The organism is Sinorhizobium terangae (assembly GCF_029714365.1).
In the GTDB taxonomy this organism is placed as follows: Bacteria; Pseudomonadota; Alphaproteobacteria; order Rhizobiales; family Rhizobiaceae; genus Sinorhizobium; species Sinorhizobium terangae.
The window spans coordinates 1,164,620-1,176,728 of the sequence record NZ_CP121660.1 but is presented as its reverse complement, the minus strand read 5'-3'; the positions used below and the strand labels follow the sequence as shown (position 1 = coordinate 1,176,728).

Sequence of the window (12,109 nt, the reverse complement as noted above, 5' to 3'; positions counted from 1 at the left end):
GCGCGACATGTCAAATCGCGGTAACAAGGCGTCCCCGCGCTCTTCGGACTCGTGAGACAATGACAGCCGCAGGGTCCACAACAACGGATAATGTGCGGCCCTGCCACTTGCCTTCTTTGATGCGGATCAACACTCGACAAGAACGTTGCTGTTAATATGCAAGCGGGAATGAAACCGACCTTCGATCGCGCCGAGGAGTGGAGATTATGCCTGAGCAATCCACCGTCCCGACCCTGCCGACCTTTGCCGATGCCTACGCTTATGCGCTCGATGCCTGGCAACGCTCCATCCTGTTTCTGGACGTCATGCGTCAGCGCGGCATCCAATACGAAGAGCAAGCCGCGCGTACCGCACCTCATGTGCTTGATTACGAAGCAGAACTCGTCTGCGATGGCCGCAAGCTCGATCGTCCCGTCAATTATGCGCTCGTCCGGATCGTGCCGCCCGCCGACGCGATGATCGATCCATTGAAAAGGCCGTTTGTCGTTGTCGATCCGCGCGCCGGCCACGGACCCGGCATTGGCGGCTTCAAGGCAGACAGCGAGATCGGCGTCGCGATGAAGGCGGGGCACGCCTGTTATTTCATCGGCTTCCTTCCCGAGCCGGTGCCGGGCCAGACCATCGAGGATATCACCCGCGCTGAGGCGGGTTTCCTCGAAACAGTGATTGCCCGCCACCCCGATGCCGATGGCAAGCCCTGCGTCATCGGCAACTGCCAGGCTGGTTGGGCCGTGATGATCCTTGCCTCTTTGCGCCCGGAACTGTTCGGGCCGATCATCATCGCGGGCGCGCCGCTTTCCTATTGGGCGGGTGTCCGGGGCCAGTATCCGATGCGCTATTCGGGAGGCCTGCTCGGCGGCAGCTGGCTGACCGCGCTCACCGGCGATCTTGGCGCCGGCATATTCGATGGCGCCTGGCTGGTGCAGAACTTCGAGAACCAGAACCCCGCCAACACGCTCTGGACCAAGCAATACAACCTCTATTCCAAGATAGACACCGAGGCCGGACGCTATCTCGGCTTCGAGCGCTGGTGGGGCGGGCATGTGAGGCTGAACGCTGAGGAGATGCAGTTCATCGTCGATGAGCTCTTCGTCGGCAACAAGCTTGCCGCGGGCGAGATCCAGACCTCCGACGGCACGACGATCGATATGCGCAACATCCGTTCGCCGATCGTCGTCTTCTGCTCGAAGGGAGACAACATCACCCCGCCGGCGCAGGCGCTCGACTGGATCCTGGATCTGTACGACAGCGTCGACGAGATCCGCGCACACGGCCAGACCATCGTCTACACGGTGCACGAGAAGATCGGCCATCTCGGCATCTTCGTTTCCGCGGGTGTCGCCCGCAAGGAACACGACGAGTTCGCGTCGAATATCGACCTGATCGACGTGCTGCCGCCCGGCCTTTACGAGGCAGTGCTGCAGCCGGTGGGACCGGCTGTAGAGAATCCGGATCTGGTCACCGGCGAGTGGGTCATGCGCTGCGAGGCGCGCACGCTCGACGATATCCGCGCCTTCGGCGGCAACGACATCGACGACGACCGCCGCTTCGCCGCGGCCGCCCGGGTGTCCGAGGTCAATCTCGCGCTTTACCGTACTTACCTGCAGCCCTGGATCAAGGCGATGGTGACGCCGCAGACGGCGGAGGCGATGCGCAGCATGCACCCGCTGCGCCTGCAATACGAAGTCTTCGGTCCAAGCAATCCGGTCATGGCCTGGATCGAGGCGGCCGCCGGGGCCGTTCGCGATGCGCGCCAACCAGCGGCACCCGACAACCCGCTCCTGGCTCTGCAAGAGAACATGTCCCGGCAGGTCGTCGACGGGTTGGAAGCTTGGCGCCAGATGGTCGAGCACCTTTCGGAGCAGACGTTCCACGCGGTCTATGGCGCGCCCGCCTTGCAAGCGGCGCTCGGTATCGACACGGAGTCCGACCGCCCTCCGCGCAAGGCGGCAAAGAACCTCCTGCACCACGCGCTCCTGGAGAACAGGATCGTGGCGCTCAAAGCTGACATGGCCAAGGGCGGGCTTCGAGAGGCACTCGCGCGGGCGCTGCTTTTTGTCGGCATGGCGCGCGGCAGGGTCGATGAGCGTGGTTTCGAGGCGGTTCGCCGGCTTCGGCGCGCTCATCCCTCCGCCAAGCAATTGACGCTTGCCGAGTTCAAGGCACTTATGCGCACGCAGTATTTCATGTTGCTCGTGGACGAGGAGGCGGCGCTTGCGGCCATTCCAAAATTGCTGCCGGAGAAAATCGAGGAACGCCGCGCTGCCTTTGCCGCCCTTCGAGAGGTCCTGGAGGCTCCCGGACCGCTGACTGGCATTGCCGCCGAGCGGCTGCATAGCGTGACAGCGCTTTTCGACCTGAGCGATGATGCGCCAGTACCTCTGGTGGTGCACAAGACCGCACATGATCGCAACGCATCCTGATTGGGGAAGGAGTTCCGAGTGTCCGAGGTGACCACGCTGGCGACCCAGCCGTCCAAATATGACCGCCTGATCGCGGCCGCACGAGCAGAGGCTCCCGCGGTCACCATCGTGGCGCATCCTTGCGATGAAACCTCGCTGAGCGGCGCCATCGAAGCCGCCGAGACGGGGCTGATCACACCCATACTGGTCGGACCGGAAGCAAAGATCCGCAACGTGGCGGCGGAACACCGGCTCGATCTCGGGCGGTGGGAAATCATCGATGTGCCGCACAGCCACGCAGCGGCCGCCAAGGCGGTCGCATTGATCCGCGAGGGCAGGGGCGAGCTCCTGATGAAGGGTAGCCTGCATACCGACGAGCTGATGCACGAGGTCGCCGCCTCTGCCACGGGCCTACGAACCGAGCGGCGGATCAGCCACGTCTTCGTCATGGACGTGCCCGGCCACGCCGAGACGCTCTTCATCACGGATGCGGCGATCAACATCTTCCCCAATCTCGAGGCCAAGCGCGACATCGTGCAGAACGCAATCGATCTCTGGGTCACGATCGGGCTCGGCGAGCCCCGCGTTGCCATTCTTTCGGCGGTCGAGACGGTGACCGCAAAGATCCCCTCGACGATCGAGGCCGCGGCGCTGTGCAAGATGGCCGAACGCGGCCAGATCACCGGCGGCCTGCTTGAAGGACCACTCGCCTTCGACAACGCGATTGATCCGGAAGCGGCGCGCATCAAGGGTATAAATTCGCCGGTTGCCGGCCACGCCCAGATCCTCGTGGTGCCGGATCTCGAAGCCGGGAACATGCTCGCCAAGAACCTGACTTTCCTCACCCATGCCGACGCCGCCGGCATCGTCCTTGGCGCCCGTGTGCCGATCGTGCTCACCTCGCGGGCGGATTCGGTGCGCACGCGCCTCGCATCCTGCGCTGTCGCGGCGCTCTACGCGGCGCGGCGCCGGGCCGCGCAAGTGGAAGCGGTGTAGCGCCATGGACGCGCTCCTTGTCGTCAACGCCGGTTCATCGAGCCTGAAGTTCCAGGTTTTCGGCTTCGCCGGCATGGACTTGACGCGTCAGATTCGCGGGAAGATCGACGGTATCGGCACGCGGCCGCGTCTGCAGGCGACGGCGGCCGACGGCACCGGGCTCATCGACCAGACCTATGACGCGAAGGCCGTTCGCGATCTTCCGGCCGCCATTGACGAGGCTAGACGTTGGCTCCTGACGCTGGAAGGCTTCGAGTTGCGGGCGGTCGGTCACCGGGTCGTGCATGGCGGTCCCGACTACGCGCGGCCCGTTCTGATCGATGCGGCGGTCCTCGACCGCCTTGCCAGCTACCAGGACCTCGCCCCCCTGCATCAGCCGAACAACCTGGCGCCGATCCGCCTGGCTATGGAGATCAATCCGGACGTGCCGCAGGTAGCCTGTTTCGACACCGCATTTCATCGTGGCCACGCCAAGCACACCGATTGTTACGCCTTGCCAAAGGCCTTCTACGATCAGGGCATTCGGCGCTACGGCTTCCACGGACTTTCATACGAATATATTGCCGAGCGGCTACGCGAGGTGGCGCCGCAGGCGGCCCGCGTCATCGTCGCCCACCTCGGCAGCGGCGCTTCAATGTGCGCGTTGCGGGACGGCCGTAGCATTGAAAACACGATGGGCTTTACCGCGCTCGATGGCCTGCCGATGGGAACTCGGCCGGGCCAGCTTGATCCGGGTGTCGTCCTCTATCTGATCATGGAGAAGGGTATGACTGCTCAGGCGGTCTCGGATCTCCTTTATCACGACGCCGGGCTCAAAGGTTTGTCCGGCCTTTCCAGCGACATGCGCGACCTTCTGGCGAGCACCGACCCTAACGCCGCGCTCGCCGTCGCGCATTTCTGTTATCGATGCGTGCTCAATGCCGGGATGCTCGCGGCGGCGCTGGGAGGGATCGATGCCTTCGTCTTCACCGCGGGCGTTGGCGAAAACTCGGCCCCGATCCGCGCGCGTATCGTCGAAGGCCTCGCCTGGCTCGGGGCAGAGCTTGATCCGGTGGCGAACGAGGCTGGCGCCGCGTTGATCTCTACGGCCAAGAGCCAGGTGGCCATTCATGTCCTTCCAACCGATGAAGAGCTGATGATCGCGCGCCACACCCTGGCACTCATCAGCGCTCCCAACGCCTGACCGGAGACCGCCCGATGTCCATCCCCACCGTCAAGGCCAAGCTTCTCGAAGGCCGAAAGGGCCTGATCGTCGGCATTGCCAACGATCGCTCGATCGCCTGGGGTTGCGCCCGCGCATTTCGTGCCTTGGGCGCGGAACTCGCAGTGACCTATCTCAACGAAAAGGCAAAGCCACATGTCGAGCCACTGGCACGCGAGCTCGACGTCCCGATCTTCCTGCCGCTGGACATTGCGGTACCCGGCCAGATCGAGGCAGTCTTCGAGCGGATCGCCGATACCTGGGGAGAGCTCGACTTCCTCGTCCACTCGATCGCCTACTCCCCGAGAGACACGCTCGGCGGGCGCGTGACCGATGCGCCGCGCGAGGGGTTTCTGACGACGATGGAGATATCCTGCTGGTCCTTCATCCGCATGGCCCAACTCGCGGAGCCGCTTATGAAGAACGGTGGGACACTTTTCACGATGACCTATTACGGGTCACAGGTGGTGGTGGAGAACTACAACATAATGGGCGTCGCCAAGGCGGCGCTGGAAAGCGCGGTGCGCTATATGGCGGCCGAGCTTGGCCCCAAGGGCATTCGCGTCCACGCCATCTCGCCGGGCGCGCTTGCCACCCGAGCCGCTTCCGGTATCCCGGAATTCGACGCGCTGCTCGAAAAGACGAAGCTGAAGGCACCGGCCCACGAGCTCGTCGACATCGACGACGTCGGCATGGCGACCGCGTTTCTCGCCCACGACGCGGCGCGACTGATAACCGGCCAGGTGCTTTACGTCGACGGCGGCTACCACATCGTCGACTAGCGAGGGATGAGGAAAGGCATGTGCGGTTTTTCCGCCCGCATCTAGCGCTAACTTCTTGGAATCGATCACGTTTATGATCTAGCGGCGTGGCTACGCCGCCGTCGCTCAGATGTTGCCCATGCAGAGATACTTCATCTCGAGATAGTCCTCGAGCCCATGGCGGGAGCCTTCCCGGCCGATACCGGATTGCTTGATGCCGCCGAAAGGCGCCGCTTCGGAAGACATCCGCCCGGTATTGATGCCAACCATGCCATATTCGAGCGCTTCGGCCACATGCCAGACGCGCTTCAGGTTCTCGGCGTAGAAATAGGCGGCGAGACCATAGATCGTGTCGTTGGCCTCGGCCACCACTTGCTCGGCCGTTTCGAAACGAATGATCGGCGCAATCGGGCCGAAGGTCTCTTCCTGGGCAACGCGCATACTATGTGAAATGCCGGTTAGGACGGTCGGCTCGAAGAAAGTGCCCGTGGAGCCGATCCGCCTGCCGCCGCATCGTACTTCTCCGCCCTTGGCCAAGGCGTCGGCGACATGCGCCTCGATCTTCTCGATCGCATGGCTGTCTATCATCGGGCCAATCGCGACCCCGGCAGAAAACCCGTCGCCGACGGTGAGTTCGCGCACGCGTGCGACGAATTTATCAGCGAAAGCGGCGTGCACGGCGGATTGCACATAGATGCGGTTGGCAGAAACGCAGGTCTGGCCGGCATTGCGGAACTTGGCCTGAACGGCGCCGTCCACCGCCTCGTCGATGTCGGCGTCGTCGAAAACGATGAAGGGAGCATTGCCGCCGAGTTCGAGGCTGACCTTCTTGATCTGGTCGGAACATTGCCGCATCAAGAGCCGTCCGACCTCGGTGGAGCCGGTGAAGCTGATCTTGCGGACCTTGGGGTTGCTGCAGAGTTCGCGGCCGATCGGGGCGCCTTCAGCGGCGTAAAGCAGATTGACGACGCCTTTCGGAAAGCCTGCCTTTTCCGCGAGCACGAACATCGCGCCGGCGACGAGCGGCGTCTGTTCCGCCGGCTTCAGCACCACGGCGCAGCCGGCGGCGAGCGCGGGCGAGATCTTGCGCGCTACCATCGAGGCCGGAAAATTCCACGGCGTGATGGTGCCGACGACGCCGACGGGCTGCTTGATGACAAGCATGCGGCGGTCGTTGGCGGGTGCTGGGAAGGTTTCGCCATAGACGCGCTTGGCCTCCTCGGAATACCACTCGACATAGGATGCCGCGTGAAGGACTTCGCCCTTTGCTTCCGCGAGCGGCTTGCCCATTTCGGCGGTCAGAATGGCTGCGAGATCATCGACATGCTCGACGATCAGGTCATGCCAACGCCTGAGGATGGTGCTTCGGTCCTTCGCCGGCTTTGCAGCCCAGAGCCCCTGCGCCGCGGCCGCAGCGTCGATCGCGGCATGCACCTCGTCGATACCCATGTCGGGAAGCGTTGCAAGCAATTCGCCGGTCGAGGGGTTGAACACGTCGAATGTCGCGCCGGTCCACTTGATGGAGGGCCGGGTTACATTTTCGAGTGCCGCAAACAGGTCGGCTGCTCGCAGGTGCTTAGTCAGTGCGGATGTCAATCCCATGGCACGTCCTCGGGCGAGGCCTGTTGGCCAAGCCTCGCTTCATTTTTCTCCGGAGCAGCGGTTGCGCACCCCGAGCCGGCGTCGTTGGCCGGACGCCCGCGATAGCGGGCGCCTGAGTTGCCGTCAACCACGCGCCTCGAGGATTGACGCTTCGAGAATATCGAGCGCTTCCGCGAAGACTTCGTCCTGGATCGTGATCGGCGCCAGGAAGCGGATGACGTTGCCGTGGACGCCGCAGGTCAAAAGGATCAGGCCCTTTTCCAACGCAATGAGGCGGACCTTGTTGGCGAACTCGGCGCTTGGCAGATTGGTCTTCACGTCGTTGAATTCGACCGCATTCATGAAGCCCGGGCCACGGATGTCGACGATCTCGGGCGCCTTTTCGCGGATTGCGGCGAGGCGCTGCTTCAGGCGGTTGCCGAGCTGGTTCGCGCGATCGCAGAGCCTCTCCTCCTCGATGACGTCGAGAACGGCGTGGGCGGCGGCTATGCCAAGCGGGTTGCCGCCGTAGGTGCCGCCGAGGCCGCCAGGTCCTGGCGCATCCATGATTTCGGCGCGGCCGGTGACCGCGGCAAGCGGGAAACCACCGGCAAGGCTCTTTGCCATCGTCATCAGATCGGGCGCGACGTCATGGTGCTCCATCGCGAAGAGCTTGCCGGTGCGGGCGAAGCCGGTCTGGACCTCATCGGCGATCAGCAGGATGCCGTGCTGGTCGCAGATTTCGCGCAACGCCTTCATGAAGGCGGTCGGCGCCGGGTAGAAGCCTCCTTCGCCCTGAACCGGCTCGACGATGATCGCAGCCACGCGGCCCGGATCGACATCGGCGGCAAAAAGCTTCTTCAGTGCGGCAAGCGACTGTTCGACGCTGACGCCGTGGAGCTCGATCGGGAAGGGGGCATGGAAGACGTCGGCCGGCATCGCGCCGAAGCCGACCTTGTAGGGCACGACCTTGCCGGTGAGCGCCATGCCCATGAAAGTGCGGCCATGGAAGCCGCCGCCGAACGCGACGATCGCCTGGCGGCCCGTTGCGGCGCGGGCGATCTTGACCGCGTTTTCGACGGCTTCGGCGCCGGTCGTGACGAAGATCGTCTTCTTCGCGAAGTTGCCGGGCGTGATCGCGTTCAGGCGCTCGGCGAGATGGACATAATTCTCGTAGGGCACGACCTGGTGGCAGGTGTGGGTGAAGCGATCGAGCTGTTCCTTGACCGCCGCGATCACCTTGGGGTGGCGGTGACCGGTGTTGACGACCGCGATGCCTGCGGCGAAATCGATGTAGCGGTTGCCCTCCTTGTCCCAGATCTCGGCATTTTCTGCGCGGTCGGCGTAGATCTGCGTGGTCATTCCGACGCCACGGGAAATGGCTGCGTTCTTGCGATCGGTGAGGCTGGTCATCGTCGTCGTCCTGTTTACGAGGAGGGAATATATTGCATTTTTTCTGCAATTTTTCTCCGGAAGTGGTACATCTTTTCGGGTGGATTGCAAATCAAATTTGGTGATCGAGACAACACCGCCACTGATGGGCGCTTCTTGTGAATCGACGAGCGCGGCGGCTAGATTGCCGGCGGCACCGATAGCTTGGAATCGCCTGGGACACCGACGCCAGAAAGAGGAAATGGATCGATGAGCGGAGCCGGCACTATACGCTACAAGGTTGCCGAAGCGGCAAGGCTGGCCGGCGTTTCGGCGTCCACGCTCAGGCTGTGGGAAACGCAAGGGCTGGTGGTGCCGGAGCGCTCGGCCACGGGGCATCGGCAATATACCGATGCAGATCTCGCCCGCCTGAAGCGCATTTCCTGGTTTCGTGCCGAGCGCGGCCTGAACCCGGCCGCCATTCGCGAGGCTTTGGAGGCCGAGGACCCAAACAACGACACCAGTCCGGCTGCATCGCCGGAGAGCAATCCTGACCTCCAGGTCGGCCGAAAGTTGCGGAGCCTGAGGCACGCCGCGGGCAAGACGCTTGAGCAGGTGGCAAGCGATGTCGGCATCGTAGCATCCGTCCTTTCGACCTTGGAACGCACCTCACAGGGCGTCTCCGTCGCAGTTCTGCATAATCTCGCAGAATATTTCGGCACGACCGTTTCCAGCCTTTCCGGCGAGGAAGAGCCTGAGGTGCGGGCGCTCGTCAGGGCCGGTGAATGGCGCAACTGGCCGCGCACGACGCCAGGGGTGACCGTGCAATTGCTCGCGGAAGGCAAGAACCAGATGGACTGCCATCGTTTTGTGCTGGCGCCGGGAGCCTCGAGCGAGGGTGCATACCGGCACGATGGCGAGGAGTTCGTTTATGTCCTCTCCGGTCGTGTCGAATTCATATTGGACTCCGATCAGTTCTACGATCTTCATCCGGGCGACTCGCTCTATTTCGAGAGCCGCCGACGGCATGCCTGGTCCAATCGTCACGACGGCGAGACCGTTCTGCTGTGGGTCAATACGCCGCCGACATTCTAGTCTGCAGACGCGCGCGCGCGGGATAGTTGAATTAGTATATTCTTATCATGACGCCGCCTGTCGGCTGTATTGTCAAGATTTCTACAACTAATGTCGCCGTACCTGTGCTCGATCTGATGTCTAATCAGACTTTAGTCCGATATTGCCGCAAAGACACACCTCAGGTGTCTCGGCCGCTGAAGCATTATCCTTGGCTCTGCGGTGCCAAAGTTTGGCCCTATTCGCTCCTACTGTCGCGGAGGCTGCCTCTTAACCATTCGTTTACCTGCATAAATTTGAGACTCTCGCCAGAGTACTTTCACCGAAACCGGCGGCAAAAATCATGATTGCGTAGGGAGCTGGTGCCACCAGGAGAGTATCCCGCAAGGATTTTCAGCTCGGAGGGGGATGTTCGATGCGGATTGCACGCGACCGGCAGTTGGATGGGTTGAGAGCCATCGCTGTCACGATGGTGCTCTATGGACATTTTTTCGCGGCCGACAGTTCCTATTGGGGCCATATCGGCGTGCGGCTGTTCTTCGTGCTGAGCGGCTTCCTGATTACCCGACTGCTGCTCGACGCGCGCCAGAATGCCGGTTTCGCGCCAGCGACGGCGCTGAAATCCTTTTATGCGCGTCGGGCGCTGCGCATCTTTCCGCCCTATTTCGCAGTGCTGGGCATCGTTTGGCTTATCGATCTGGAGAGTTCCAAGACGGTGCTGGCGTGGCACGCGCTTTATGTTTCGAATTTGTGGTACGCGCTCCAGGACGCGTGGACGCCATGGGTCCTCTGTCATACTTGGAGCCTCAGCATCGAAGAGCAATTCTACGTCGTCTGGCCGCTGATCGTCCTCATCGCACCGAGACGCTCGATCGCAGCAATCTGCATCGGCGTCATCGTCTGCTCCATCGCCTACCGCTTCTATTGGCCGTTCACCGGTGAGCCGTCGCTCGCTCGCGATCTGCTTCCGCCCGCGTCAATGGACGCGCTCGTCTCCGGCGCTCTGCTGGCAGCCTACCGGTCGGAGAATGCGGCCTGGCCACAATGGGCCAAATTCAGCTTGATGCCGCTCCTCAGCGCATCCGTCGTCCTGTTCTGGCTGAGGCCCGCGACGTTGACGCCGATGCTGGAATGGCTGGGCTGGATAGGGCTGGAGGTCTTTCCCCTTCTGCCACTGACGATGCTGGTCGGTAATTGCTCGAGAGGGCTCGGCGGCTATCTCGGCCGGCTGACCGAACTTCCGCCCCTGACCGCGCTCGGGCGCATCAGTTACGGCGTCTATCTCTATCATGCGATCGTGCTGGCGCTGGCGGTCAAGGCTCAGCCCTGGATTCCGGTCAACGTCTCCGAGCAGGGGCTTGGGCGATTCCTGGTTGCGGGAGCGGCCACGTTGCTGATCGCCTCGATCTCCTGGCTGGCCTTCGAACAGCCGCTCAATGCACTGAAACGACATTTTCCATACGTCCGGCCGAGGGCAACAGGGGCCGTGCCGGTATTGACGAACGCGGGCGATCGGATTGGAGGCAGGCACGCCAAATATCCCGCCTATCGGCCGGAAGCCCTCAGTTCCCGCAAATCCTTTCGAACTTCGGATCTCCATTAACCTTGCGAGCTGAACAATGCCGACGCCATTGGTCTCTGTCCTGCTGCCTGTCTACAACGCGGAATCCTTTCTTCCCGCGGCGCTCGAAAGCATCCTGCGCCAGGACTACGAGCATGTCGAAATCATTGCCATCGACGACGGGTCGACGGACCGTTCGCTGGAAATCCTCGAGCGATATCGGAAAGACGACGGTCGCATCCTCATCGTCTCGCGCGAAAACCGCGGCCTTATCGCCACGTTGAACGAAGGGCTAGGCCTCGCGAGAGGCGATCTCGTCGCCAGGATGGACGCCGACGACATTTCGTATCCGTCCCGCTTTTCGCGTCAGGTCGCGCTGTTCAGCCAACGGCCGGAACTGGCGCTTTGCGGCACGGGGATCGACACGCTGATCGGCAATCGCATCATTCGCGGTACGCCCAACCCGATCTTTCGGGCCGGCAGCCTGCGGACATTGTCGTTGTTCTTCACGATCTTCATGCACTCGACCGTGATCTACAATCGCAAGGCAATACCGGAGCCGATGCTCGCGTACGATCCGAGCTACGTGCATGCGGAGGATTTCGATCTGTTCAGACGCATTGCCGATCGCTTTCCGGTAGCGATTATCGACGAAGCTCTGGTCGCCTATCGCATCCACGGCGACAGTGTCACGAATAAGCACAAGCGCCGGATGCGCCAAACCCATCTGAAGATCGTGGCCGAAAACCTTCGGCGGGAATGCCTCGTCGATGACACGAGCGCGCTCGCCGAGATCGGCGTCGCGGTCACGACGGAGACGATCCGCAAGCTAGCCGAATTCGTTCTGGTGCTCGAACGCAAAATTTCGTCCCGACCGGCGGACGTGCGCCGGGCATATGAGGACGGAGTCGTGTGTTTCTTTTACTTTCTTTATCAGCTCATAGCCGATGAAGAGCGACCGGAACTGACCCATGCTTTCCTGACCCGGACCGGAAAATGGGGCCTCATTCGGCGCCGCGAGCGATACGGCTTGCTCACCGGTGCGCGTGCACCGTGGTGCAGCCGCATGTCGCTTGCCGCTACGCGGCGTGTGGACGAGCTGGCGCGGTACCTGCAATCGGTGCCCGCTGCAACTGTTCTTCCTCAGAATGGCACGGCCTAA

9 protein-coding genes are annotated in these 12,109 nt (G+C 62.4%); 7 read left to right on the top strand and 2 right to left on the bottom strand.

The features are described 5' to 3' along the window. Positions 1-206 precede the first annotated feature (206 nt). Genes QA637_RS24150 through fabI form a run of 4 tightly spaced genes read left to right on the top strand, consistent with a single transcriptional unit; the run spans position 207 to position 5,381 of the window. Positions 207-2,423 carry a DUF3141 domain-containing protein gene (locus QA637_RS24150; protein ID WP_283065167.1) on the top strand — a complete coding sequence of 739 codons (2,217 nt, stop codon included), beginning with the start codon at positions 207-209 and terminating at the stop codon, positions 2,421-2,423. An 18-nt stretch (positions 2,424-2,441) separates the two neighbouring features. Beyond that, on the top strand, positions 2,442-3,398 hold the full coding sequence (locus QA637_RS24145; protein WP_184108666.1) for a phosphate acetyltransferase: 957 nt from the start codon (positions 2,442-2,444) through the stop codon (positions 3,396-3,398). A gap of 4 nt (positions 3,399-3,402) precedes the next feature. Then, on the top strand, positions 3,403-4,581 hold the full coding sequence (locus QA637_RS24140; protein ID WP_283065165.1) for an acetate/propionate family kinase: 1,179 nt from the start codon (positions 3,403-3,405) through the stop codon (positions 4,579-4,581). Positions 4,582-4,595: 14 nt separating this feature from the next. Beyond that, the gene (fabI, locus tag QA637_RS24135) at positions 4,596-5,381 is read left to right on the top strand and encodes an enoyl-ACP reductase FabI (RefSeq protein WP_283065163.1); all 786 of its coding nucleotides are present in this window, start codon (positions 4,596-4,598) and stop codon (positions 5,379-5,381) included. Between the two features lie 105 nt (positions 5,382-5,486). On the opposite strand, the gene QA637_RS24130 is transcribed toward fabI, so the two are convergent. Continuing rightward, on the bottom strand, positions 5,487-6,962 hold the full coding sequence (locus QA637_RS24130) for an NAD-dependent succinate-semialdehyde dehydrogenase (protein WP_283065161.1): 1,476 nt from the start codon (positions 6,960-6,962) through the stop codon (positions 5,487-5,489). A 123-nt stretch (positions 6,963-7,085) separates the two neighbouring features. Beyond that, the gene (locus tag QA637_RS24125; RefSeq protein ID WP_283065159.1) at positions 7,086-8,354 is read right to left on the bottom strand and encodes a 4-aminobutyrate--2-oxoglutarate transaminase; all 1,269 of its coding nucleotides are present in this window, start codon (positions 8,352-8,354) and stop codon (positions 7,086-7,088) included. Positions 8,355-8,582: 228 nt separating this feature from the next. Here QA637_RS24125 and QA637_RS24120 point away from each other — a divergent pair, with 228 nt between their 5' ends. The 3 genes from QA637_RS24120 to QA637_RS24110 all read left to right on the top strand — a co-directional run bounded on the left by QA637_RS24120 (position 8,583) and on the right by QA637_RS24110 (position 12,109). Then, positions 8,583-9,407 (top strand): MerR family transcriptional regulator, encoded by an 825-nt coding sequence (locus QA637_RS24120; RefSeq protein ID WP_283065157.1) that lies wholly within the window; start codon positions 8,583-8,585, stop codon positions 9,405-9,407. Positions 9,408-9,801: 394 nt separating this feature from the next. Continuing rightward, a complete protein-coding gene (locus QA637_RS24115; protein ID WP_283065155.1) occupies positions 9,802-10,989 on the top strand; it encodes an acyltransferase family protein in 1,188 nt (395 codons plus the stop codon). Positions 10,990-11,005: 16 nt separating this feature from the next. Beyond that, positions 11,006-12,109 (top strand): glycosyltransferase family 2 protein, encoded by a 1,104-nt coding sequence (locus QA637_RS24110; protein ID WP_283065154.1) that lies wholly within the window; start codon positions 11,006-11,008, stop codon positions 12,107-12,109.